Source organism: Bifidobacterium boum, from assembly GCF_000741535.1.
In the GTDB taxonomy this organism is placed as follows: domain Bacteria; phylum Actinomycetota; class Actinomycetes; order Actinomycetales; family Bifidobacteriaceae; genus Bifidobacterium; species Bifidobacterium boum.
Genome location: NZ_JGYQ01000007.1, coordinates 366,615 through 393,048, shown reverse-complemented (window position 1 = coordinate 393,048; position 26,434 = coordinate 366,615). Strand labels below are relative to the sequence as shown.

The following is a 26,434-nucleotide window of genomic DNA, read 5'->3' as shown; positions in this document are numbered from 1 at the left end:
CAAGACATGACACCAGAAGCGGCCATGATGCCGGTGACACTCGACCAGGTCGCCGAGGCAGTGGGCGGTGAATTGCACATTCCGGCCCACGCCCGAAGCCCACACGAAACATTCGAACCGAGTGTGGTCAGCGATTCACGTCAAGCACATGACAATTCGATATTCGTCGCGATTCCCGGCGAACGCGTCGACGGCCATGATTTCGTCGCCCAAGTCGCCGGTCAGGGCGCCGCGGCGGCGATCGTGCAACACCCGGTCGAAGCGCCCATCGCCCAAATCATCGTCAAGGATTCAGTCGAAGCTTTGGGACGCCTCGCCCAATACAATCTCGCCGCTCGCAGGGCAGCAGCCGGGGATTTCACCATCATCGGCATCACCGGATCAGTCGGAAAAACCACAACCAAAGACCTGCTGCACGCCCTGCTGAGCGAACTCGGCCCCACCGTGGCCCCGGTCGGCTCATTCAACAATGAGATCGGCCTGCCGCTCACCGCACTGCAAGTCGGCAAGCGTACGCGCTTCCTCATCGCTGAAATGGGCGCGAATCACATCGGCGAAATCGCCCACCTGACCCACATCGCCCCGCCTGATATCGCCGTAGTGCTGAAAGTCGGCGTAGCACACTTGGGTGAGTTCGGTTCCCGTGAACGCATCGCCCAAGCGAAAAGCGAAATCATCCGCGGCCTGGTCCCGGGAGGAACCGCCGTACTCAACGCCGGCGACCCGTACGTGGCAGCCATGTCGGATATCGCCCCCGCACGCGTCCTATGGTTCGGTCTCGACGACACCCGGCCCGCCGGCGCGGAAGCGAAAACCACGGCTCAAGCCATCAGCCTTGACGACCTCGACCATCCGTCCTTCACCCTCGTGGACGCTGACGGTTCCGCCGCACGCGTCACCCTTGGCATCAGCGGACGACACAACGTGGTCAACGCGCTCGCCGCCGCTACAGTCGCCCGCGCATGCGGTATGACGCTTGACCAGACCGCCCGCGCGTTGAGCCGTGTGAACCGTATCAGCGCCCACCGCATGGCTGTTTCCCAAGTCGAACGAGACGGCGCACAGTTCACGCTGATCGATGACAGTTTCAACGCGAACCCTGATTCCATGAAAGCCGGTCTCGACGGTCTCGCCGCATGGCATGCGCAGGACAGCACGCAGCCGTACCGGGTCGCTGTGCTCGGCGCGATGCTTGAGCTCGGCGAAAGCGAACGCGAACAGCATCGTCAGATCGGAGCCTACACGGTTGACCGGGGCATCGACGAAATCATCGCGGTAGGCAACCCCACGGACACGCATTTCGACTCGCTTGCCGAAGCGGTGTATCACGGCGCACAGGAGCGTGCGACGACATCGGGACGTGACAGCGTCTCGATACACTGGGTGCATGATGCCGCGCAAGCCGACAAGCTGGTGGCGTCTGCGGCGGCCGACCATGCTGACACGGTGGTGCTGCTCAAAGGCTCGCACATGTCCGGGCTGAGCGCGCTTGCTGAACGTTGGTCCAAATAAGGTGCTGCACGCGCACAAGAATGAAGTGGAGTAGACAGTGATTTCGCTTATTATCGGCATTCTGGTTTCGCTGCTGGTCGTGTTCTTCGGCACGCCGGTGCTGATCGACGTGGTACACAAACTGCATTACGGCCAGTACATTCGTCAGGACGGCCCGAAATCCCATCAAATCAAACGTGGCACTCCGACCATGGGTGGCTTGATCATTGTGCTGGCCATCGTGCTTGGCTGGGGGGCTTCAGCGCTCTACCGGTTCTGCACGGGCGGCGCGACTCCCTCATGGTCGGCGGTACTGGTACTGTTCGCCATGGTGTCCATGGGGTTGCTCGGTTTCATTGACGATTTCGCGAAAGTCCGCAAGAAGCAGAATCTGGGGCTTTCGGTGCGAGCCAAGTTCATCGGCCAGTTCATTTTCGCGACTTGCTACGCGGTGCTCGCGCTGATCATCCCCACCAAATCCGGTTTCCCCAGCGCCCAAGCGGGCATGAGTTTCATCGAGAAACCGTTTTGGAACTTCGAATCCGCCGGCAAAGTCGGGGCGATGATCCTGTTCATCATCTGGGTGAACTTCCTGATGACCGCGTGGACGAACGCCGTGAACCTGACCGACGGCCTGGACGGTTTGGCGTCCGGCTCCTCAATGATCGCGTTCGCCGGGTATGCGATCATCGCCTACTGGGAGTGGTACCACCTCAAAGGCGCCGGGCATGAAGGGTACGCGTACGCGGTATCCGACCCGCTTGACTTGTCCATCATCGCCGTATGCGCTGCTGTCGCCTGCTTCGGTTTCCTGTGGTACAACTCCAATCCGGCGACCATCTTCATGGGTGATACCGGGTCCCTCGCTTTGGGCGGCCTGTTCTCAGCCTTGTCGATCGCCACGCACACCGAGTTCCTGGCGATCATCCTGGGCGGCCTGTTCGTCATCGAAGTCATGTCCGACATCATCCAGGTCAGCTGCTTCAAACTCACCCATAAGCGCGTGTTCAAGATGGCGCCGATCCACCATCATTTCGAACTGCTCGGATGGAGTGAAGGCAAAGTCGTCGTACGATTCTGGATGATTGAACTGCTGTTCACCATGACCGCGATCATGCTGTTCTACGGTGATTGGGTGACGCGTTCAGGATTGCTGCTCTAATACCGGCGGAACCGGCACACATGAAACCGGAACAACCAGGAGCGAATGCCGCGCAGGTGCGCGGAGAAAGAGATGACATGATGAACGACGAGAACAATGCGACCGAAAACGAGCGAGAACGCGATTTCAATGAGCGGCTCGGGGGCATGACCGTACTGGTCGCAGGGCTCGGTGTCTCCGGCCGCAGCATCGTCGAAGTACTGGACCACCGTGCCAAGCGTGTGATCAGCGTTGACGAGCACAAGCCGCAAGCCGATCTGCACTCCTTCGACGACGTGGATTGGAATCAGATCGACCTGGTGATGACCTCCCCGGTGTTCAACCCCCGCACCCCGTTCATCCTCGAAGCCCAACGCCGCAATATCCCCGTGTACAGCGAGGTCGAGCTCGCGTGGCGGCTGCGTGTCAACACTACGCGCACCGGCAAGCCCGCCCCATGGATCGGTATCACCGGCACGAATGGCAAAACCTCGACCACAGAAATGACCTCGGCGATGCTGAGCGCGTGCGGCCTGCAAGCGCCCGCCGTAGGCAACATTGGCAAAGCCGTGTCGCACGCCGCCGTCGATCCGGCAAATGACGTGCTGTGCGTCGAACTGAGCTCCTTCCAACTGCATTTCACCGATTCCCTTGCCTTGGAATGCGCCACCATCACGAATATCGCCGACGACCATCTTGACTGGCACGGCGGTATCGACAACTACGCCGCCGACAAAAGCAAAGTGTTCCACAGGGTACGCAAGGCGCTCGTCTACAATGCTGATGACCAGCGGGTCAGTGCGCTCGCTAAGAGCGCCAAACCCGCCGCAGGATGCCTCACCGTCGGATTCACGCTACACGAACCCCACAGCGGCCAGATCGGCGTGGCGGATGGCTGGATCGTGGACCGCAGCGGTGTCGCCGGCGCACCGGTCGGAACGGCACGCCGAGTGGTGAACATCAACGACTTGAAGCACCTGTGCGAGCCGGACGGCACCGTATATCCCCATCTGCTCGCCGACGCGATGACCGCGCTCGCCCTGGTGCTGGGCTTCGGCGTCGACCGTGAGCAGGCGGTCCGCGCGCTATGCGATTTCGCCCCTGGCGGCCACCGCATCCAGACCGTCGCTTCCGCCAGCGTGGATGGCGGTACCATCCGATTCGTAGATGATTCCAAAGCCACCAACGCGCACGCCGCCCATGCTTCACTGTCAAGTTTCGCGCCGAAATCCGTGGTGTGGATCGCCGGCGGCCTGGCCAAAGGCGCAACCTTCGAGCATCTGATCGCCGACCAGAAGAACACCATCAAAGCCGCAGTCATCATCGGCGTGGACCAGCAGCCCATGATCGACGCGTTCCACGCCAGTGCGCCCGACATTCCGGTGACACTCATCGATCCGGCAGACCGCGACCATGTGATGGACCATGCTGTCGAAGCCGCCGGAGCGTACGCCGAACCCGGCAACATCGTACTGATGGCGCCGGCATGCGCCTCCATGGACCAATTCCGCTCCTACGCTGACCGCGGCGACCAGTTCGCTGCGGCCGCGCAACGTTGGGTAGCCGCACATGGCAAGCACTGAACACCGGGCACGCTCCACAACCAAGGGACGTACAGCCCAATCAACCGTATTTCCCGCCCAACGCGCTGAGGGCGGCAATCGTCGCACCCGCGACGATTTCGACATCCTCGCCGACCGGAACACGGCTTCCACGCGCGACGGATCTGCATCGGCTCGAAGTTCGACGCCTTCACGCAACCGCGGCCAGCAGCCCCGACAATCCAAGCAATCCAATCGCAGACGTCCAACCTTGGAAAACCCCCAACAATCATGGTTCTCCAAACTGTGGGAGCAAACCAAAGAAAGCCTGTCAATCAAACAAATCGTCCAGCATGACGGCAGGTATCATGAGCGGACCAAACCCGTGTTGGACGTGGCTAAACGCGGCGGCTATCAGGGCGCCCGCATGCTGTTCAACCCGCTATGGTGCTACCACTGCTTCGTCGGCGTGGTCATGTTCCTGACCTTCGTCGGCGTCATCATGGTGTTCTCCAGCTCCTCGATCACCATGCTTTCCAGCGACAAGAGCCCATGGTCACAAGGCGCCAACCAAGCGATGTTCTGCGCGTTGGGACTGCTGCTGTGTGCCCTGGGCGCGCATATCCAGCCACGCGTATACCGCGGGTTATCCGGAATACTTCTCATCATCTCATGGTTCGTGCAGCTGCTCACCCTCACACCGATCGGCGTTGAAATCAACGGCAACCGCGGCTGGATCAACATCGGGTTCACCACCGTGCAGCCGGCGGAATTCATGAAACTCGCCGTCTGCATATGGATGCCGCTGGCAGTGATCATCGCCAAAAGCCGGGCAGCCGACACACGCAACAACAACTCCTACGCAGTACCCATCATCATGCTCGGCATCTGCTGCGCACTCGTGATGCTGGGTAAAGATATGGGCACAACCATGATTGTGCTCATCATCGGCGTGATCGCCCTGCTCCTTGGCGGCATGCCAGGCAAATGGTTCTGGAGTATGGTGATGCTCGCTGTTGTCGCGTCAACAGCTCTCATCATCCAAAGTCCGAACCGTCTGGCCCGAGTCACCGCCGCATACACCAAGTGCGGTACCGCCACAGGTTTCGCCGACACCTGCTATCAGAGCGTGCACGCGAAATATGCGCTCGCTTCCGGCGGATTCCTCGGCGTAGGTATTGGCAATTCACGCGAAAAATGGAACTACTTGCCTGAAGCGCATAATGATTTCATCTTCGCGATTATCGGCGAAGAACTCGGGTTTGTCGGCACCGTGATGATCGTACTGCTGTTCGTGATCCTCGGATGGTGCCTGCTGTGCGTCGCCTTACAAGCCACCGACAGGTACACTGCGATGGTGCTCATGTGCATCGCAGTATGGATCCTCGGCCAGGCGATGGTCAACATCATGGTGGTGATCGGCCTGCTGCCGGTGATGGGCGTGCCGCTGCCGTTCGTCTCCGCCGGCGGATCGTCACTGGTCATGTGCCTTGGAGCGGCAGGTGTGGCAATGAGTATGATGCGCCAGCAAGCGCAAATCGCCACGGCGACCGACAGACTGAGCTCATGACGCCGCCGCCAGCCAAGAGTAGCGGTAGAGTGGTAAGGCGACACTGATACCGGTTGTACGGTTAATCAGCCAAGCATACGCGAGGTGGACACAAGCATGACGAATATCGTATTAGCAGGCGGCGGCACCGCCGGACACGTGAACCCGCTCCTATCGGTCGCAGACGCGATCAAGAAGCTCGAACCCGACGCGAAACTGAGCGTCATCGGCACGGCGGTCGGTTTGGAGCATGATCTGGTCCCGCAAGCTGGTTACGAGCTGGACACCGTGGAGAAAGTCCCGTTCCCGCGGCGGCCAAACAAAGATGCGATCACGTTCCCATGGCGGTGGAGCCGTGAGAAACGCAAAGTGCGTGCGATTCTGGAACGTCGCGGAGCGCAAGTCGTCGTCGGTTTCGGCGGGTACGCGTCCGCCCCCGTATATTCGGTCGCCCGCGCGATGGGCATCCCCATAGTGATCCACGAGCAGAACGCTCGCGCGGGCATGGCCAACAAGCTCGGCGCGAAATGGGCGTCCTTCATCGGCACGGCATACGAACACACCGGTTTGAAACCCGGCAGCGCCACCACCATTGAGCGGGTTGGCCTGCCGTTGCGCCCGTCCATCGCACGCCTGGCGGCGAACATCAGAACCGATTACCCGACGGTTCGTGCGCAGGCCGCATCCCAGCTGGGCATCGATCCCGACCGCCCGGTGGTCGTCGTCACCGGTGGCTCGCTCGGCGCGTTGAGCTTGAACAAGGCGGTCGCCGGAGCCGCCGCCGACCTGCTCAAACGCTCGCAAGTAATCCACCTGACCGGCAAAGGCAAAATCGACCAAGTCACCACGGACGTGACAGCTACCGCCGGGGCGGACGCAATCAACGACCTCGACCCCACGCACGCAGGACAGGGCGACTATCACGTCGCGCAATACCTTGAACGCATCGACCTCGCCTTCGCCTGCGCCGACCTCGTGATTTGCAGGGCCGGCGCCGGCACCGTATGCGAACTGACCGCCCTCGGCTTGCCCGCCGTCTACGTGCCCCTGCCGATCGGCAACGGCGAACAACGGTTCAATGCGCAACCGGTGGTCGACGCGGACGGCGGAATCATCGTCAATGACAGCGATTTCACCCCCGAATGGGTACGTGGACACGTCGCCGAACTACTCGACAATCCGCAACGTTTGCACGAACTCGGCGACCATGCCTGGCAGTACGGCATCCGTGACGCCGCCGACATCATGGCCCGCCACATCCTCAACCTCGCCAAAACACGCGGATAACCACGCAACACCACCACGCCACAAGGCCGGACAGTGTACAAGCCGTCATGCCATAATGGCCATACAGACAGGGACAGCAACCAAGAGAAAGCAGTGCCTTCCATCATGAATACAGAGCCCATCGTGCTTGATCCGACCGTCGCAGCCTTCACCGAAGACCAGCACGTCAACGATCTGGGAACCACCCATTTCATCGGCATCGGGGGAGCAGGCATGAGCGTCCTCGCCGAAATGCTCCACGAGCAAGGCGTCCACGTCACCGGTTCAGACAGAGAACACAACGCCAAAACCGAACGGCTCGAAACGCTCGGCATTCCTGTCGCAATCGGTCAACGGGCAGACAATGTTCGAGACGCGTCAACAGTGGTATATTCCAGCGCCATCAAACCAGACAACCCGGAAATCATCGCCGCAGCGGAACATGGTGCACATATCGTCCACCGCAGCGACATCCTTGCCCTGCTCATGAACCATCATGATGCGGTCGCCGTCGCCGGAGCACACGGCAAAACCACCACCAGCTCACTGCTATCACACATCCTCGTCCACGCCGGCACCGACGATCTCGCCGACCCCAGTTACGCCATCGGCGGCACCATCCAAGGCCCCGACGGGCAAACCCTCGACGGCGGACACGCCGGAGCAGGCCGCGTCCTCGTCGCCGAAGCCGACGAATCCGACGGCAGCTTCGCCAAATACCGTCCCGCCATCGCCATCATCACCAACGCCGAAGCCGACCACCTCGACCACTACGGCACCCCCGACCACTACTGCGAAGCCTTTGTCGCCTACGCGTCACACGCTCGCGACTACATCGTCATGACCGCCGACGACCCCGGCGCTCTCGACGTCCTACGCGGCCTCGACGACGCCGTCATGCACCGCACCGTCATCTACACCACCCAAAGCCGCCAACTCATCACCGACGCCGTCGCTCAAGCCGCCGACGCCACCATCGTCACCATCACCTCAGAAAGCGAACACGCCGGCAACGGGGAAGAACAATTCACCATCGACATGCCTGCCACCCTGACCGGCGACGAACACGCCATCCCCGTCAGCCTCAAGATTCCCGGCATACACAACGCCCGCAACGCCACCGCCGCCATCATCACCGCCACCCTGCTCGGCATGGACCCTGACACCGCAGCCCAAGCAGCCGGCAGCTTCCTCGGCGCATCCCGTCGCTTCCAAGTACGCGGACAAGAAAAACAAGTCACCGTCGTCGACGACTACGCGCACCACCCCACCGAAATCACCGCGCTCCTCAACGCCGCACGCCGACGCTACCCAGACGCCACCATCCGCGTCCTGTTCCAACCGCACCTGTTCTCACGCACCAAATTCTTCGCACGCGAATTCGCCCAAGCGCTCGCGCTCGCGGACGATGTGATCGTCACTGGCATTTATCCGGCACGTGAAAAGCAGGAGGATTTCCCAGATATCACCGCGCAGACCATCGTGGACGCCGCGCAAGGTATCGAACACGAGCCGGCGGACTGGATTCGAGCGGTCGACGATATGCATACCGCCGCCCTCATGATGGCGATGCGCGCCCACCATGGTGACGTGGTCTTCACTGTAGGCGCCGGCGATATCACTGCCATGGGGCCAGTGCTGCTGCACGCGCTGGAAGCCCACCGCGAGAACTGCGAGGGCTGACATGCCAGGACGCGTGGCACGAAGCAGGCAAAACGGTGACGGGCCCCGTGATGACGGGCGACGCCGCGGGATCGGGCGGTCAGCGCGATCCGGGGCGGGGCATGCCGATAGCCTGTCAGCCCGGTCGAATGCGGTATCGGATACGCCGCTGGACAGCGCCCGTGACGCCTCATCGGCCCGTCCGGTGTCAAGGCGGCAAAGTTCCGGTCGCGCCGTATCCGGTCGTGTTGTCGGCTCGCGTGCCGACGCCGGTGCGTCCCGACAAACCGAACCGGGGCAAGCGTCCGAGACCATTCGCCGGAATATGGCGGGGAAACCCGCAAGGAAAACGCTGGGAAGACCATCTGCAACAGCTTCAGGAAAACAAGCGCGCCGGACGGGACGTAATACTCTTTCCTCTGTAAGAGGCCGGAAATCCGACACGTCGCCGCGAGTCGCCGGCAGTCGGTCGGCAAGCGGGGTTTCCGCTGCCGCCGCTTCGGAGCGCGGTGCCTCAACCTCCTCACGCTCAGTATCCAGAGCAACCGGATTTGTGGACGCACGAACCTTACGCAGCGAGGACTTCGTCACCAAAACACTCAAGGAAACCACCGGTCCGCTAGGTGTGGCGGCGCGTCCGAAAGTCGTGGATTTCAACGAGCGAGTCAAAGAGCGCAGACACGCGACCATCCTCATGGCCATCAAACGTGTGACGATTCTCGTCGTATCCATCGCCGCCGTCGTAGGTGTCGTGTGGGCGCTGTTCTTCTCGCCGATGCTCATGCTCAACGCCGACCAGATCACCGTCAGCGGTGCCAACGAGTGGGTCAGCTCGAGTAAAGTCGAATCCATCGCATCCGCACAAGCCGGCAAATCCCTGCTGCTCGTATCCACGCATGATGTCGAAACCCAGCTCGCCGGCATTCCGGGCGTCAGCAAAGCGACCGCAACCAAACAATACCCCAACGGGATGCAAGTCCAAATCAGTGCGCAAGAGCCGGCCGCCATGCTGAAAACACCGGACGGCTCACTCACCGCGGTCGACGGCAAAGGACGCATCCTCAACTCGGTGAAAAACGCGTCAACAGCGGGGATTCCCGTCATCGAAGTCGACGACGTGGCCAAAGGGCTGAAAAGCCGGTCCGTAGTGACAGCCATCAAAGTGCTGGACTCGCTGTCCACCGCCATGCGCGCGCGAGTGAACAAAGTCACCGCGCAAACGCAGGATTCCATCACCACCGAACTCGACAACGGCAACTTCTCCATTATCTGGGGAGACGCCTCGCAGATGAAGCTCAAAAAAGCCGTGGTCGATAAGATCATCAACGATCCGAACGTGATCGGCGACAAGCATTCCGTGGATGTTTCGGCGCCGTTGCGGCCGATCATCAAGTAGGCGTGGGCTTGGCGGTTGGTGGCGCGTGCGCGCTGGTTCGAGCGTTGATGTGGTTCATACCGGTTCCGTGGGAGTTGCTGGCTTGTGCGGGCTTGCGTATGTGGCGGCATACAGGATGTGCCGTAATCCTAGGAGACAGGCCGGTTTTGTGAGGATATGGCGGGTGTGTATGCGGCGGCATACGCAACGTACCGTTTGACGACATGTGCGGGCCGGTCTAACGAGCATGTCACGAGTCTCGTATGCGGGGACATACGCAACTTGCCATTACTCTTGCCGGAGATTCTGGTTTTGTGAGGATATGGCACGTTGTGTATGTGAAGCCATACGCGGCTTGCTCATCGGTACACCAGATTGATGCGGCATGTGTAATGGACAGACGGCTGCGCATGGATTGGCGTACGCAACCCACCGATTCGGTGGTAGGTGATTCGGCAAATACAGCAAGTTCAGCCAGCCAGGATGTTCAGACCAGCCAGACCGCCGGCCGGACCAGTTCAGTCCTCCCGGTCGTTTTCGGCGGGCATCTGGAGCCGCAGACGGTATATCCCGCTTTCCCGGTCGGCCTTTGTATTGGGGATGTGCGCCACCATCACCGCGCCTTGTGGCGGGACCTGACCGCGATGCCGTTCTTCCTGGAGCGCGGGAATCCGCCCGATTTCAACACCGTCAAGCGCAACGCACAGCGTCGGATGCCCGGCGTTCTTGCCGGATTCAATGATGCCATGGCTGGCTGTCACCCACAGCCACGCGTCATACCCGTATCGGCTGAGTACATCCTGATGCGCGGTGTCGCCGGAAATGGTGACGCCGCACACCATCTGGTCGATCACCATGCCGTCAGGTTTGGCGTTGACCGGAGTGGTGTCCCGGTTGCTTAAATACGAGCTGCGCATGTAGGCATTGGTGCGGCGTCGCTTCGTTGCGGCATGGCGACGTCGTGATTGCTCGGCCTCATCGCCGGACAGCACCACCGGATGATTCATGTGTTTGAGCTGTTGGAAACACTGCCATGTCTGCCGGGCATCCGAGATTGCGCGATGCTCTTCGATTTCATTGATGCCGAGCAGTCGCATTACTTCTTGCAACGAGCGGCTGGGGGCGTTGGGGAACATGCGGTGGGATATGGTCATCGTGTCGAGATAATCGTTGGAGACTTCACGGCAGCCCAGTAGGCCGCCCTCGATATTCAGCATCCTGATATCGAACGATACGTTATGTCCGATGAGCAATAGCGGTCGGATTGCGGTCAGGAACTGGGGGATGACGAATCCGGCGTCAGGTTGGTCGGCAAGGTCGGCATCAGTGATGCCCGTCAGTTCGGTGATGCCTGCCGACAGTTTGGCATGCGGCTGGATCAACTGGTCATACTCATAGATGGGCGTATTGCCATCGCCGATGAGCAGCGCACCGATTTCGATGATTCGGGCATTGTTGCCGATTCCTGTTGTTTCCGTGTCAAACACGATGGCGTCGGCATTGCCCGCAGCTGCGACGAATGACCATAATTGCTCGATCGGATCAGCTGTGGACAGGCCGTGTGCTGCTGCATGACGACCATGACGATGTGCTGCATGAATACCAGACACGTGTAACCACCCCTCCGGTTATGTTGTGCTGCCCGTCGCGACTGCCGCCGACCTTGTGGCAGAGACGCCAGGCACCCAATTGTGCCAAACGACTACACCGTAGCGTGCCAGTCAGACACCGCGCGTTGGCAGTCGTCGTGTGAGTCGTCGCATGCATGGCGCCGGTCCGCAGGTTTGTGCGGGTTGGTTGGGCTGGGTGTTGATGTGGCCCGTTGCGCATGTGGTGGCATGCGCGATGCTCACCCGCGCACAAGTCGTCGGGTGAGGATTGGCTTACGCACTGATTCGCGGGGCCCGGGATCCGCTGATTGATGTCCTTCTGTGCCCTTCTGTGTGAGGATTGGCTCACACAGTGGGTGGTTGAGGCGGTCGGACGCACGGATTTCTTATCCGGAACCCGTGTTGTGTGAGGATTCGCTCACAATGTGGGTGGTTGGAGCGGTCGAGGAGGTTGATTCTGGTTTTGGACCCCGTGTTATGTGAGGATTCGCTCGCACAATGGGGCGCGTCGGCGGACAGAACTGGCTGATGAGCGGGTTATATCCCTCACTGGGTGAACGACAACTCACAAAACGGAGGGGATACATTGGTCGCGCCTGTGTTGTCAACCTGTGCTCTTGGCCCGCCCGTCTCCGTCCCCTTCGATTCGTCACCATTCCTGTCACCATCGACCACCCCCATCCCCGTCCTCATCGGTGCGCTTCATCAACACGTGCAGTCAACGACAGCCAGCACATCGGCACGCCCGACAATCAACCATGATCGAACCGTCATGCCGCCAGCGCAGCCGGGTGCCGCTTGCTGAATCGCCAATAGTACAGTGCCGCGCAAATCAGGATCGACAGGAGCGAACCGAGCGGCGCCGCACACCCCATCGGGAACAGGTTGCCCGGCCACAAGAGGGACGCGACGTAAGCGCCTGGAATGCGCACTGCCAACACCGATATGATGTTGTGCGCGAACGTGTACATGGATTTGCCGTAAGCGCTGAAGAATCCGCTGAAGCAGAAGTGCACGCCCGCCAAGATGCAGTCGAAGGAGTAACTGCTCAAATATTGCGCCCCGTACCTGACCACCGTTTCGTCGTCGGGGGAGAAGATTCGCACGATATCGGCGCCCCAGATCTGGCTGGCGATGCACACGATTGCACCGTATGCCACACACATGGTGATGCCGTATCGCAGCGCTGTTTTACTGCGCGAATGTTGCCGCGCGCCCGCATTCTGCCCGGCGACCACTGACACGGTGGACAGCATTGCCGAGGGGACGAGGAAGAGGAAGGAGATGACTTTCTCAACGATGCCGACGGAAGCGGAGATTTCCAGCCCGCGGCCGTTAGCGATTGCGGTGATGACGATAAACGAGACTTGGATGCACAGTTCTTGAAGAGCGATTGGCGTGCCGATGGTCAGGATTTGCCGAGTGCCTGCCCAGTCGTAAGCGAGATCAGTCGTGCGCAACCGAATGCCGCTGTTCGCGATTTTCAGGTAGACGAGCGCGGCGGCGACCGAGAACGCTTGGGAGATGACTGTGGCGAGCGCGGCTCCGGCGGCTTGCATGTGCGCGCCACCGATGAACGCGAGGTCGAGCCCCACATTCAGCAGTCCGGAGAGGGCGACGAAGTACATCGGGTGCCGTGAGTCGCCGAATCCGCGGAATATCGCGCTGATCACGTTGTATGCGACGATGAAGGGAGTACCGAGGAAGCATATGGTCACGTAATCGTGTGCCTGGCTGAAGGCTTCCGGCGGTGTTGCCAGGAGTCGCAGCAGCGGGTCGGCGCATATGGCGAGGATGATGGTGGCGATGATGGCGACGAGGGCGAACAGTCGGATGGATTGCCCGATTTGGCGTTGCACCTTGTCCATGCGCTTGGCGCCGATCGCGTGGCTGATGGTCACGGTGACGCCTGTGGTCAGGCCGACGATGGTGACGGTCACCAGGTGGGTCATCTGGCTGCCGGTGGATACGGCGGATACGGAATCCGCGCCGTTGAATCTGCCGACGATGAGCAGGTCTACCAGCTCGTAGCAGCTTTGCAGGAAGCAGGTGATGAGGTAGGGGATGGAGAAGCGCAGCATGGCGGGGATCAGCGGTCCGTGGGTCAGGTTGCCGGTGTTGGAGTGTGCGCGGGATGGCGCGGGCTGCTCTGGATTCTGCGGATGTGCTTGGTCGGTCGTGTGCGTCGGTTCGGTATGGACGCCAGTGTTGGCGTCCGTGCCGGTTGGCTTCGTATTGGCTGGCTTCGTATTGGTTGGTTTCGTGTCGATGGGTTTCGTTGTGCGGGTCGTGCTGACTGGCTCGACTGGGTGGGTAGCGCTGACTTGCCCGACCGTGCTGGTCGTGCGGTCGGGGCTGACCGGGCTGGTCGTGTGGTCGGGGCCGATTGCTGCTGCGGTATGGTGCCGAGTATTGCTGGCGTGTGCCATGCTTCGTTCTCTCCTTGGGGGATAGCCGCAGCCGCGTGGCAGGGCGGTGAGCGGTCGGCCGGTGAGAAACCGGATAGTCCATACGTAACGCCGGCTGTAGACAGGGGAGGGTGGGGAATTGACTTTGTGACGATTGGCGTGCAGGTGAATATTCGACGAAGTAATGCAAGGAAGCCTCTCGCTGCGCGCCTGTCATCCATGCCATCCGACACTGCAATTGCCGCATCCGATATCATGAATGGCGCCACATTCGGCAGAGTACGAGACGGATGTGGGTACATGGTGCTAAAGGCTATTGGGTTTTGGCTGGGCAACATCTTGCTGACGAGGCTTTTGCCGATTTTTTTGCAGCCTGCATCTCAACGCATCAAGCATGGAGTACTGCACTTGAGTGGTTCCCCGACTCTTGTACAATATTCGAAACGATGTTGAAGGAGGCCCTGTGATGGTTGATAACAGTGTCGCTGCTAGATATCTTAGGCTGTGCCGAGAGTACGAGCAGAAGTTTGGCGAGCGTATATACAACTGCATCGGGATAGACAGTTACACCAAGGCCGCCTGTGACATGATTGAGCGTTGCATCCGGCGTGGCACTCCATGCAATTTCACGACCGATTTAGGATTGTCTGACGGCGATGGCGTCGCCGCAAGATACATCAGTCTGTGCCGCGAGTATGAGAAAAAGTTCGGTAAGAGGATTGATACGGCTATTGAAATACCCAGATATACGGAGGCCGCGTGCAATATCATTGAGCGTTGCATCCGGCGTGGCACTCCATGCAATTTCACAACTGATCTCGGATTGACTCCAGAACAAGCGAAAGAAGTGGTGTTCTAAGCATCAAAGCCGCCTTCGGGCGGTTTTTCTATTATCAACCCCGCAGATTCTGCGGGGGTTCGTGTTTTTGACCGGGGCTAGCGTCCTACACGCGGATTCCATAATTGATTGCTGCGATACTCCCTCTGCCGCGTGTCATGGTGCGATTCCATGGCCGGCCATGAAAACCGGTGCCGCACGACCGCCGGATGGGCGCCCGCATGGGCAGCAAGATAGGAAGAGGCACGGATGTCTGACAACACCGACACCACCAACACCGACACCACCGACACCGACACCATCAACACCGATACCACGCAGCAGGAGGTCACGCAGGCGCAGGGTGCGATGCAACGGCAAACGCAGTTGCCTGTTGATGTTGGGGGCCGCACGACGACCCGGCACCGGACACGACGACCGATTGGAAGGGCAGGCCCGTAAATGGGAGAAACTCGCCAAAGCCAACCATGAGAAGGCCGAGCAGGCAGACCATCTCCGTAGAGGGGAAAATCACTGACCCGAACGCCGGGTACTTGGCGACTAGCTTTGACGCTGGCGAGCATGGTGTCGGGGTGAGACCCGGTGAAGGCGTGCGCATCCGCATCTTGCTCCTGCATGGTACGCACCGCGCGTATCTCCAGAACGTGGCGCAAGTCAAGGAAGAGCACGGGATTCTGCTCCCCCGAGGAGTTAAACTCAGAATCATCGATCATGGGATCGATGAGGGGCATGGGCGGTGGGTACGTGCTGTCCTCGTGTCTGACGGGCAATCATGACAAGGAGTGGTGTGCGGATGACAGAGACTGATGGTCTGGAGAAGTACACGTGGCATGTCGGGGAGCTTACGTTCGACAGTGATGATCCTGATAATCCGCCGCATCTTTCGGAGGCTGAGTGCGAATGGATTTTCAATGAGATTCAGCGCCGAAACAAGATGCGAAAGCCGTGGAGCGAAAGCGAACTTGAAGCTGAATACAAACGTCTTCATGCTGAAGGCAAAGCATAAGCCTTGCCGTTTTATTCTATGCGCCGCCTTCGTACGGCTTTTCTATTACCGACCCCGGCAGATTCTGCGGGATTCGTGTTTTTGGCTGGGGCTAGTGCCCTCCACGCGGTTTTTCTTCTCACACCGCTATTCGCCTCCACCTCGTGTCATGATGCGATTCCATGGCCGGCCACGAAACCCAAGGAATGCGGATGATCGATTCCGTTAGAATCCGTGCCGTCTGGCCAATCCTGTTCTAGTGTGTCAGCATTGCGCAGGTCCATCCTCCTGTCAAGCCATCAGATGGGAATCGGGAGGATCTCATCTGATGGCTTGCTGTTGTTATGAATGTCGATGAACTCCTGCGGCTTCCTGTCATAGAGGAATTCGCAATAGACGTCCGAGTCGGGCGACGAAAACTCGCCGTCGTAGAAACCATCGTCCTACTCGATGCTCTTGAAATAGAAATTGATGGAAAAGCCTCCCCATCTTGTCTACCTCAACCTATGTCGAACGCCCGCAGAAACTCGTTTTCGTTTACTTTCATCTGCTGCACAAATGCATCGTAGTTTTGCGCATCCACCGGGATCTTCAATCCATGCTTCGTGACGCTGACATCATCTCGCTCCGTGACGTTTGCCTCATAAGTAGACCCCTTGTTCATCCACAGCAGCAAGTCATCGGTTCCATTCGCTTCCGGATACAGGTAGTAGCCAGCCTTGGCGTCGAACCGGAACATGTAAGCAAGCACCTGCAAGTAGTCGCGATTCCCGATGTTGCCGATTGGCTTGTATTTTGCATCGGCTATGATTCTCGATTCATTGTTGCGGCTGATGAAGTCCGGATAAATCTGCCCGATGTTCCCGCCGTTGTTCTTGGCAAAGAGCCATTGAGCACCCTTGCCGCGCTTATTCATCGGGTGGTAGAAGGCATCTCCAATCAGAGAATTGACGTATTCCTCCCACAACCATGCTCCGTCGAACAGGATGCCATATATCTGCCGCGATCCAGACCCTATCTGATGTTTCTGGTGCTGCAGGATCAAAAGACACAGCCTCTGGAGCGCAAGATACTCCCGGAAGTAGGCGTGCCTGATGGCGTTCTTCTTATTCGCCTCTATGACCCTTTGGCGGTCGTAGAGTTCGTAAGTTGGCGTCGCTTCGACGACTAGCTTCACCTCGTCCTTCGCCCTGACCAGCAGATGCCCGCCGTACGGCTTTCTCTTTATGAACTCGATCGTGTGGCGCACCAGCTCTGTCAAACTATTGTCGTAGGAGAATTCTCTCTGGCTGTAGGCCACGTTCCCAATAAAAGGAGTGTTCTGCTTGATATGCCTTGCGATGTCGATGCGGCCCTTCACGTTCCCGTCGTTATAGCGGTTACGGACATACCTCTTGAAGAGTCCTTTCCTCATGGCGGTCTTCAGGTAGTATGGGAACAGAAAGAGCAGGAAATTGAACAGGCGGTTGTTCTGGTCTGCGTCGGATTTCAAATCCACGATGTTGGGGAAATCCAGCACCTGATTGAGCAGGTACTCGGAGAAATAATCCTCCTCTTCGGAGCTGAACCGCGATTCGATAATCAGCCGCTCATCACTGCAGCCGAGAAAACCCATCACATTCCCCGAGCGGTACGTATCATCCACACTTTGCAGGATTATCTGATCCCTCGTCAGATCTTTCGAGTTACCAATGAATTCGGGAAACACAAAGACCCCCTCGCGCTCCAATTGCTCAAGTGTCTTGTCCGCAATCCGGTGCGTAAGGGCTTCGATGTCTGCAAAAGAATCCTTCTTTTCCTGCGCGTTATCCTTAATCTTGAACAGCTTCATCGGTATCTCCATCGGCTGGCTTCTTGTACCCGTAAGCCTTAGCAAACCGATTCATTTTGCCTTCCTCGTCGTACATTCCCCGAATGTATTCCTGAAGGAGCGGGCGCAGATAATCCGTCCAAAGCTGATCGAAGGTCAAAGTCTTCAGCTTCAGGAAATAAGAAGCACCGATTTGGTAGTTTTCGTTGAGATCCTCGGTGACGGCGATCTCGTTGTTCAACGCCTTAATACGCCTTTTAGCCTCGTTCTCAAGCTCCTCGTTTTCCAGCTTCGACAGCATCTCAAGACGCTCATCCGCCTTCAACTCGACGAAGCGGAAGCGGCGTCTCATGGCAAAGTCGAAACTATCGACAGAACGATCAATGTCGTTCATCGTGCCGATGATGTAGACGTTTTCGGGGATGTAGAACTTCTCGTCTGGGTCGGCGTGAAGGTTCGAATACTGCGTCGATATCTCCCCAGCACGTCCGCGATATTCCGGATCGATGGAGAAGAACAACTCGCCAAAGATCTTAGAGATTTCGCCACGATTGATCTCGTCGATGATGAAGACGTATTTTTTCAGTTCGGTCTCTTTTGATTTCTGGGAGTCCTCGTAGTTCTTCCGCGCCCGCGCTATGAACTTCTTGAAGATGCCGTCCTGAAGCTCGAAGCCCATCGTCCCGTCATCGTTCACCTTGGGGCGGATCCCCTCCACAAAGTCGGTGTAATCGTAGCTCGGGTGGAACTGGACGAACTCGACCTGCTTCCGCTGCTCTGGGGAGAGTTGGTCGAGTTTCTCGAATTGGCCGTTGCTGATGATGTCTGCGGCGATTTCCTTTGCAAGGTACGATTTGCCAGTGCCCGGAGCGCCTCGGAAAATCAGGTTCTTGGACTCTATCAGCATAGAAGAGAAGGGGTTCCGGTACTCCTTGAACTGCTGGGCGGGTTCCTCTTGCGCTGCGGCCTCCGTTGTGGCTTCTTGCTTCTCCTTCTCGTCTTTTTCGCAATAGATCAAAACCATCTTGTCGCCCGGCTCGCCGAACCGCTTCAGGCATTCCTGAACAAAGATGATGTTCGAGAAGAGGTTCCTTGAGTCGTAGAACAGCACGAAGAGCCTGCTGCCGCTATCGTTTTTGTAGTGAACACAGAAACGGGTGGGGTAATCCTCTCTGAATTCATCTTCATTCGTATAGATGCCCTGGTACATTTTTTTGGAAGGACCGCACTGGCTGATCGGGAAGTTCTCCCGGTCTGCCACGGACAAAGCGGCAATCTGCTTCTCGAAAACCTGACATGCGATAAGAGACATGGTCTGCTTATTAATTGGAGTGTGCTTGATTTTTTCGCCGTCGGCCTTCTCGAAATACGCTTCCTTCGGCTTGCAGTAATAGCCAAGCCCCAGATTATCCATCGTGAATCGCTTGTCATTAGATGTCACGCCATCGGCGGTAATCTTCAGCGTAAATTGCTTGATCTCGATATTGAAACCTTGTTCCTGAAGGTATGACTTTGCCTCGATAGCATCGAAGCCTTTCGTGCTGATTTCGGCTCCGTTTGCCATGTGCGCAGCAACGGCTATAACGTATTCCGGCGGGTATTTCTTTCCGTCCTTGGTAACAAGCTCATACTTCGTGCTCTGGTTGTGGGAGGGCACGCCCTTTTCATCGATAAACTTCAGCGCGTCGTCAATGTTTTGTTTGCTAATTTTTGGGATAGCCATGCTGCACCTCCATGTACATGCTGCACCTCTATGTGTATTTCATGCTACACTTTCATACAGACTTCTCTCCCGGGTTCAGATGTCTTCTCCATGCCGTAGTGCCTCCTTTACGGCAGCTTTCCAATAAGCGAGTTCCCATTCTCCTTAAGCCACCTGGTCACCTTTTGGTGTTCGGGAATTTCTCCAGCGACGACTTTCCAAAATCGTTCAGAGTGGTTCATTTCTTTCTTGTGAGCTAATTCGTGCACGATGACGTACTTCCTGACATGAGGAGGCACCTTCATCAGAAGGCAGTTCAGGTTGATGTTCCCTTTACTTGAGCAGGAACCCCACCGAGTCTTCTGCGTCTTTACGAAGACTTTCTCGTAGGGAAAGCCCATCTTCTTGGCCTATAACCCACATTTTGGCAACATTTTTCGCAAAACGACGTAATCCACGTAAGCGCGCAAGATGGGCCGGAACCGTTGAAAATACAAGAAGAGCCGCAATCTCTTGCGGCTCATGAAAAGTGGAGCTGCGGGGAATTGAACCCCGGTCCGGTGACCGTACCCTCAGTCTTCTACGTGCGTAGTCTGCTGGCCGTGCGGCAGTTTTTCTGCCCCCATCGATGTCGCAGACAACTGATGGCGAGCATATCCGCAGAAAAAGTCCCCCAGCCACCCTGCGGTGCAGTAGCCGGAGCAAGTCTCCTAAACGACGCTCAACATCTCCCCGAAGACGAGGGGGAGTGAACGGAGCGGCTGCTCACTGGTTAATCCTGGCGCGAAGCTCAGGCAGCGAGAGCAAACTCAGTGCGGTTAGATTTAGCACTTATTGTTTCGCGGAGGGCATCACGAGTGGACTCCGCATTCTCGGCACGCTTCCCTGCGACGAACAGGTCACCGTCGAAACCGATCAGCCCCTTTTTGAATTATCAAACCCCGGAATAGACCGGATTTTTTAGTATACGACATTTCGTCGTTCGGCTCAAATCGGCTGTGAGCCGAAGGCGTCGGTGATACACGAGGATGATGGCGGCTGATTGTGTGTGAACTCGGAATCGAAGACGGAACATCATATAGGACGGCACCCGTGCGATCTCCCGCCATGATTATGCAATTTGCAACCGTGTGGCAGCGCACGATGGAATCCGTGAAACCGAGCGGCGGATGCCAGGGAAGTGTCTGGAATCCTGCGACGGATGCCCGGGAAGTGCCTGTGCAATCTCCCGCCATAATCCTGCGATAGAGTGACGGTATGAGAATCGTGTTACAGCGTGTAAGCGAAGCCAGCGTTGACGTGATCGACCCTGCTACAAACAGCGTCGACCCAACGTTTGAGAAGCAAACCATCGGCACAGGCTATGTGCTGCTTGTCGGGGTCGCGGATACGGACGGGCAGAGGGAAATCGACTGGCTGGCAGGCAAAATCGCCAGACTGCGGGTGTTCGAGGATGCCGACGGGCGCATGAACGAGTCGATTACGCAGCATAACGGCGACATCCTCTCCATTTCGCAGTTCACGTTGTACGGCAACATCCGCAAAGGCAACAGGCCGAGCTTCATCGCAGCCGGCGAACCTGAACACGCCAAACGTGTGTGGCTCGCCTTCAATGATGCGTTGCGGGCGCAAGGACTCACCGTAAAAGAAGGCCGATTCGGCGCACACATGCGAGTGTCGTTGGTCAATGACGGGCCGGTAACGCTGGTGGTGGACACGGCGGAGGTGCTGGGGGAGTAGGGGTTGTTCGCCAATATCCGCGATGGTCAGTTATTTTCAAAACAGGCGGAATTAATATCGAGGGGATTATTTGGTGTCCCGCATTATAAAGAAAGCAGCTTTCGCTAGCACCAGCGTAAGGACATATTTTCAGTTTTCATGTGTGACATTGTAAAATCATATGTGAGCGTGTCCGTCGACTCGTCGGTCGGATATGTGCAGATTCATTGCCAATGTCCTATGCGCCGCTCATTCTTGCCGATGATGGTGGTGATTGTTTCCCTGGACCTGTCAATTAGTGGCTTAGTTTGTAGGTGTTGCACTTAAACTACGTGTCAGTACACTTGAATGTGACTAGCTGCTGATCGCAGCATCCTGTTCTAGGCGTTCGGGCTCGCGGCGCAATTTCACCTGCTGCGGGTAGCCTGTAAATTGTCATGCGCTTCGGAATGGGAATCTGCAGTTCATGTAATCTTTGCACGTATGTTGTTTGATTCCATCGCATGGCAGATGGATATAAAGGTTTATATTGCCGGAACTATGTCAGTGCTGCCAGTGCTTTATTGTTCGCGCGACACGTACCACTTGTACGTGAATGGCACGTGCTGCTTGGCAGCAGACGCGCGTGGTTAATAACAATCTTCTACGCCTGCCCGTTGCTGGCTTTCGCATCCGTCATACGGTACGGGTGTGTGATTTTGACTTGTTCTTGTTGAACTGCCCAGACAGCGTGTAAATATACGATTGGCAACGGACGGGATTGTAGTCGACTGCGACCACAATCTGGTGGATTCCCTGCGCTTGTAAAGGCTTGTTGTTTATATCCTATCTGTGCTTGCAATTCTTGTTCTGACCACAACCGTAATTGAGATGCCATGCTTGCCTCTAGAAAAAGGAAAGTAAATAAAAAAGATGAATGATGATATAATGATCGGCGGGAATCTGCACTTTTCATAGTGTGTTCCCCGCGCATGCGGGGATGATCCCGCAAGACAAGGCACCAAGCCAGCCACCCTAACGTGTTCCCCGCGCATGCGGGGATGATCCCGGCGCTTGCGGGCTGGAACCACCAAGAAATGTGTGTTCCCCGCGCATGCGGGGATGATCCCGGTCACGGTTCGCGTTGCTGACCAGCGTGTCCGTGTTCCCCGCGCATGCGGGGATGATCCCCGAATTGTCCGGCTCGCCTTCCGCATACGTGCGTGTTCCCCGCGCATGCGGGGATGATCCCCAAAGGACACGCCGCACATCAGGGGCGAGAGCGTGTTCCCCGCGCATGCGGGGATGATCCTATCTGACCCGCATCTCGATTGGGCGTCGCTGAGTGTTCCCCGCGCATGCGGGGATGATCCCGGACGAGCACCGCGGCCGTCTTGCGCTTGTCCGTGTTCCCCGCGCATGCGGGGATGATCCCATCCTGCGCCTTGTCCATCGTCTCGTCCACCAGTGTTCCCCGCGCATGCGGGGATGATCCCAACTCGACCAGGCCGCCAAACAGACAGCCGACGTGTTCCCCGCGCATGCGGGGATGATCCCCAATCCAAGTCACTCATGCCTGGGCAGGCGTCGTGTTCCCCGCGCATGCGGGGATGATCCCGTCGCGTCGGACGCTGACTTCTTGTCGCCTTCGTGTTCCCCGCGCATGCGGGGATGATCCCGGCGTCACCATCACCGGCGGCACCATCCAGACGTGTTCCCCGCGCATGCGGGGATGATCCCGTCACCTGCCGCATGTCATCGTGGCTCATTCGGTGTTCCCCGCGCATGCGGGGATGATCCCGCACGGTAGTCGGTGTGCATTTTCACGCCGCTGTGTTCCCCGCGCATGCGGGGATGATCCCGACGACATCATTGTACGTTAGATCGGGCAGGCGTGTTCCCCGCGCATGCGGGGATGATCCCAACAACAATAACAATGCAATGACTCTGACTGAGTGTTCCCCGCGCATGCGGGGATGATCCCGCGTTGGCGATGGGCGTGTCGTGCACGCCTGAGTGTTCCCCGCGCATGCGGGGATGATCCCTCGCCGCAGTATGCCGCAGATCGTGATACGTGGTGTTCCCCGCGCATGCGGGGATGATCCCTCAGTGCGACGAAAGCCACACCGTCATTATCGGTGTTCCCCGCGCATGCGGGGATGATCCCCGGGCAGCGTCACACTGCCCGCGCCAGACAAGGTGTTCCCCGCGCATGCGGGGATGATCCCCATGGATACCCGCCACCGTAGACCGGCCCGGCGTGTTCCCCGCGCATGCGGGGATGATCCCCAGGGCACTGAGGCGATTGCGTCCGCCGGTGAGTGTTCCCCGCGCATGCGGGGATGATCCCGCGCTCATATCAGGGTGGGCCGCAATGGACTCGTGTTCCCCGCGCATGCGGGGATGATCCCATCGCGCAGCCACGACGCCGGCCGCGCGTGTTGTGTTCCCCGCGCATGCGGGGATGATCCCGTCACAGCAGGATCAAGACCAATTGCCCCACAGTGTTCCCCGCGCATGCGGGGATGATCCCGTGCGGATCCACGCCCCGGCGTTCGCCGAGTAGTGTTCCCCGCGCATGCGGGGATGATCCCGGAGCGACCGGCTCAGCGTAATCGCTGATATTGTGTTCCCCGCGCATGCGGGGATGATCCCGCTCATGTGGCTGGTGATGTGACATGCCGCCAGTGTTCCCCGCGCATGCGGGGATGATCCCAGGTACGTGTTCCTGCCAGTGTCCGGGTCCGCGTGTTCCCCGCGCATGCGGGGATGATCCCGCCGGTAGCCGTAACCGTCCCAGCACACGGGAGTGTTCCCCGCGCATGCGGGGATGATCCCCCAAACGCCCGGTAAACGTGCAAGTATTGATAGTGTTCCCCGCGCATGCGGGGATGATCCCTCGCCGTCGAACGGCGGTTCACCCATCGCGATGTGTTCCCCGCGCATGCGGGGATGATCCCTGCCTGACCCTTCGCCCATTCCGATAACGGCCGTGTTCCCCGCGCATGCGGGGATGATCCTTGCGCCGTGCTTTCCGCGCTTTTCTCAGCGGCGTGTTCCCCGCGCATGCGGGGATGATCCCTTGTCGTTGACGGTCGCCAGTATGTCGCGCAAGTGTTCCCCGCGCATGCGGGGATGATCCCGGCATGTCGAACGGCATGTCGAGACTGTCCGAGTGTTCCCCGCGCATGCGGGGATGATCCCGAGTGTGCGGGACTCACATGGCCGGCGGTGACGTGTTCCCCGCGCATGCGGGGATGATCCCACGTGTACGTCAGCGAGGCGTTCGAGGATACGGTGTTCCCCGCGCATGCGGGGATGATCCCGTTTTTGTGGTGGAGTGTCTGGGGGTTCGAATGTGTTCCCCGCGCATGCGGGGATGATCCCGGTAGGCTGATCGAGAACAGCGGTGCCACGACGTGTTCCCCGCGCATGCGGGGATGATCCCCATGCGGGGCTGCCGGTCAGGCGACAGTCAAGGTGTTCCCCGCGCATGCGGGGATGATCCCTGCACACGACAAGTCAACCAATAACCCAGAAAGTGTTCCCCGCGCATGCGGGGATGATCCCGTGCCCCGCCGACTTTGGATGCGAGCCCGGACGTGTTCCCCGCGCATGCGGGGATGATCCCCGGCCGGTGGCCCTGCCGATGTCATTCGCGCAGTGTTCCCCGCGCATGCGGGGATGATCCCACGCCGAGGCTTGTTTCCGGCATTGACACTGGGTGTTCCCCGCGCATGCGGGGATGATCCCCATCTTATCGGGCTTGGCAAAGGCGAAGGCACGTGTTCCCCGCGCATGCGGGGATGATCCCCCTTCTCACGCGCACCGAACATGATGACAGAAGTGTTCCCCGCGCATGCGGGGATGATCCCGCCATCAGCACGGGAATCAACAACATCAAGGCGTGTTCCCCGCGCATGCGGGGATGATCCCAGGTTGAACGCGGGACGCCAGTTGTGGCCGGTGTGTTCCCCGCGCATGCGGGGATGATCCCGTCGGCACCGGTATGCCGCGCGCGGCCGCCGAGTGTTCCCCGCGCATGCGGGGATGATCCCCGGGTGATGGCAGCGGATACGCGCTCCACCACGTGTTCCCCGCGCATGCGGGGATGATCCCAGTCAGCTCGGCGACATGTTCAACGCGACAGGGTGTTCCCCGCGCATGCGGGGATGATCCCGACTCAGGACACGACTTCCCACACTCCGTAAGGTGTTCCCCGCGCATGCGGGGATGATCCCCATGCTCGAGCATTGCAAGGAGCATGACTGGAGTGTTCCCCGCGCATGCGGGGATGATCCCGTGACACGCCGATGCGATCGCAGTACAGGTCGGTGTTCCCCGCGCATGCGGGGATGATCCCTCACCTGCAAGTCTGATTGCCGCTGTATAATCGTGTTCCCCGCGCATGCGGGGATGATCCCCTCAGCAGCAACAACGAGCCAACATGCTACCGGTGTTCCCCGCGCATGCGGGGATGATCCCAGAATGGGCATCATGGTATCGGAGCATGACATGTGTTCCCCGCGCATGCGGGGATGATCCCATATCACTATCACGTCGGCTCTGTTGGACAAAGTGTTCCCCGCGCATGCGGGGATGATCCCTCTAAGTATAGGGCATTTCGCAAAACGACACAGTGTTCCCCGCGCATGCGGGGATGATCCCGGCAAGGACGTCCTCCATCTCACCTATTGGGAGTGTTCCCCGCGCATGCGGGGATGATCCCGGCTTCACGGGCTGGCAGCCGACGACAGAGATGTGTTCCCCGCGCATGCGGGGATGATCCCGTGTGGAATAGTGTCGTCGCGTCAGTCAAGAGGTGTTCCCCGCGCATGCGGGGATGATCCCCAAATCTGAAAGGACTCTGAAATGAGTGAAATGTGTTCCCCGCGCATGCGGGGATGATCCCTGCGTTGCAATAAAAGCACTAAATGACTCATAGTGTTCCCCGCGCATGCGGGGATGATCCTTGCCCGGCGGCGACCTTGTCCGTCGTGATGCTGTGTTCCCCGCGCATGCGGGGATGATCCCCATAAAATCCAGGTTGTGCGCTGCGACGAGGTGTGTTCCCCGCGCATGCGGGGATGATCCCTCGCGTCCACGTATGATGCGGCAGTGAGTGGGGTGTTCCCCGCGCATGCGGGGATGATCCCCGCGATGACATCCTCCGCGCAGTCCTCAAGGTGTGTTCCCCGCGCATGCGGGGATGATCCCTAACGTCTATTCGATATGAGATGCAGCGAGATGTGTTCCCCGCGCATGCGGGGATGATCCCAGACCACCAAGCGCGGTTTCCAGCGCAAGATGGTGTTCCCCGCGCATGCGGGGATGATCCCTTTTTGAGTCCAGTACGAG

General features: G+C 58.7%; 17 protein-coding genes, 1 other RNA gene and 1 CRISPR repeat array (1 of these 19 running past the window's edge). Of the genes, 12 read left to right on the top strand and 6 right to left on the bottom strand.

The genetic code is table 11. From position 1 onward, the window contains the following. Positions 1–24 precede the first annotated feature (24 nt). From BBOU_RS03060 to BBOU_RS03030, 7 genes are all read left to right on the top strand, one after another. Positions 25–1,512 carry a UDP-N-acetylmuramoyl-tripeptide--D-alanyl-D-alanine ligase gene (locus BBOU_RS03060; protein WP_026502719.1) on the top strand — a complete coding sequence of 496 codons (1,488 nt, stop codon included), beginning with the start codon at positions 25–27 and terminating at the stop codon, positions 1,510–1,512. 37 nt (positions 1,513–1,549) lie between these two features. Beyond that, on the top strand, positions 1,550–2,653 hold the full coding sequence (gene mraY / locus BBOU_RS03055) for a phospho-N-acetylmuramoyl-pentapeptide-transferase (RefSeq protein WP_026502718.1): 1,104 nt from the start codon (positions 1,550–1,552) through the stop codon (positions 2,651–2,653). A gap of 146 nt (positions 2,654–2,799) precedes the next feature. After that, complete coding sequence (gene murD / locus BBOU_RS03050; protein WP_026502717.1) at positions 2,800–4,215, top strand: UDP-N-acetylmuramoyl-L-alanine--D-glutamate ligase; 1,416 nt, start codon at positions 2,800–2,802, stop codon at positions 4,213–4,215. Beyond that, positions 4,202–5,743, top strand: coding sequence for a putative lipid II flippase FtsW (gene ftsW / locus BBOU_RS03045; protein ID WP_238551975.1), 1,542 nt, complete (start codon positions 4,202–4,204; stop codon positions 5,741–5,743). Before murD ends, ftsW begins: the two co-directional genes overlap by 14 nt. Before the next feature lie 96 nt (positions 5,744–5,839). Then, on the top strand, positions 5,840–7,009 hold the full coding sequence (locus BBOU_RS03040; protein ID WP_033489891.1) for a UDP-N-acetylglucosamine--N-acetylmuramyl-(pentapeptide) pyrophosphoryl-undecaprenol N-acetylglucosamine transferase: 1,170 nt from the start codon (positions 5,840–5,842) through the stop codon (positions 7,007–7,009). Positions 7,010–7,114: 105 nt separating this feature from the next. Then, positions 7,115–8,671 carry a UDP-N-acetylmuramate--L-alanine ligase gene (murC, locus tag BBOU_RS03035; RefSeq protein WP_033489973.1) on the top strand — a complete coding sequence of 519 codons (1,557 nt, stop codon included), beginning with the start codon at positions 7,115–7,117 and terminating at the stop codon, positions 8,669–8,671. 532 nt (positions 8,672–9,203) lie between these two features. Then, positions 9,204–10,046, top strand: coding sequence for a cell division protein FtsQ/DivIB (locus tag BBOU_RS03030; protein WP_026502713.1), 843 nt, complete (start codon positions 9,204–9,206; stop codon positions 10,044–10,046). A gap of 497 nt (positions 10,047–10,543) precedes the next feature. Here BBOU_RS03030 and BBOU_RS08825 read toward each other — a convergent pair whose 3' ends face one another. Both BBOU_RS08825 and BBOU_RS03020 read right to left on the bottom strand, forming a co-directional pair. Then, positions 10,544–11,635 (bottom strand): 3'-5' exonuclease, encoded by a 1,092-nt coding sequence (locus tag BBOU_RS08825; RefSeq protein ID WP_051616676.1) that lies wholly within the window; start codon positions 11,633–11,635, stop codon positions 10,544–10,546. Positions 11,636–12,405: 770 nt separating this feature from the next. Then, on the bottom strand, positions 12,406–14,064 hold the full coding sequence (locus BBOU_RS03020) for an MATE family efflux transporter (protein ID WP_081815486.1): 1,659 nt from the start codon (positions 14,062–14,064) through the stop codon (positions 12,406–12,408). 445 nt (positions 14,065–14,509) lie between these two features. On the opposite strand from BBOU_RS03020, the gene BBOU_RS03015 reads away from it, so the two are divergent. From BBOU_RS03015 to BBOU_RS03000, 4 genes are all read left to right on the top strand, one after another. Next, the gene (locus tag BBOU_RS03015; protein WP_026502712.1) at positions 14,510–14,902 is read left to right on the top strand and encodes a polysaccharide deacetylase family protein; all 393 of its coding nucleotides are present in this window, start codon (positions 14,510–14,512) and stop codon (positions 14,900–14,902) included. A gap of 228 nt (positions 14,903–15,130) precedes the next feature. Beyond that, on the top strand, positions 15,131–15,322 hold the full coding sequence (locus tag BBOU_RS03010; RefSeq protein WP_026502711.1) for a hypothetical protein: 192 nt from the start codon (positions 15,131–15,133) through the stop codon (positions 15,320–15,322). Between the two features lie 26 nt (positions 15,323–15,348). Next, positions 15,349–15,657 carry an ADP-ribosyltransferase gene (locus BBOU_RS03005; protein ID WP_026502710.1) on the top strand — a complete coding sequence of 103 codons (309 nt, stop codon included), beginning with the start codon at positions 15,349–15,351 and terminating at the stop codon, positions 15,655–15,657. 17 nt (positions 15,658–15,674) lie between these two features. Then, a complete protein-coding gene (locus BBOU_RS03000; RefSeq protein ID WP_026502709.1) occupies positions 15,675–15,887 on the top strand; it encodes a hypothetical protein in 213 nt (70 codons plus the stop codon). Positions 15,888–16,365: 478 nt separating this feature from the next. Here BBOU_RS03000 and BBOU_RS02995 read toward each other — a convergent pair whose 3' ends face one another. The 4 genes from BBOU_RS02995 to ssrA all read right to left on the bottom strand — a co-directional run bounded on the left by BBOU_RS02995 (position 16,366) and on the right by ssrA (position 20,301). Next, on the bottom strand, positions 16,366–17,697 hold the full coding sequence (locus BBOU_RS02995; protein ID WP_026502708.1) for a 5-methylcytosine restriction system specificity protein McrC: 1,332 nt from the start codon (positions 17,695–17,697) through the stop codon (positions 16,366–16,368). After that, positions 17,678–19,399 (bottom strand): McrB family protein, encoded by a 1,722-nt coding sequence (locus tag BBOU_RS02990; protein ID WP_026502707.1) that lies wholly within the window; start codon positions 19,397–19,399, stop codon positions 17,678–17,680. The genes BBOU_RS02995 and BBOU_RS02990 overlap by 20 nt, the downstream gene beginning before the upstream one ends. Positions 19,400–19,506: 107 nt before the next feature. After that, entirely contained in the window at positions 19,507–19,779 is a 273-nt protein-coding gene (locus tag BBOU_RS09560) for a M48 metallopeptidase family protein (RefSeq protein WP_051616675.1), read from the bottom strand. 126 nt (positions 19,780–19,905) lie between these two features. Then, positions 19,906–20,301: a transfer-messenger RNA gene (ssrA, locus tag BBOU_RS09040) on the bottom strand. Between the two features lie 334 nt (positions 20,302–20,635). Here ssrA and dtd point away from each other — a divergent pair. Beyond that, on the top strand, positions 20,636–21,118 hold the full coding sequence (gene dtd / locus BBOU_RS02980) for a D-aminoacyl-tRNA deacylase (RefSeq protein ID WP_026502706.1): 483 nt from the start codon (positions 20,636–20,638) through the stop codon (positions 21,116–21,118). A gap of 937 nt (positions 21,119–22,055) precedes the next feature. Further along, positions 22,056–26,434: a CRISPR direct-repeat array (repeat unit 29 nt; unit sequence GTGTTCCCCGCGCATGCGGGGATGATCCC) (it continues 5,110 nt past the right edge of the window).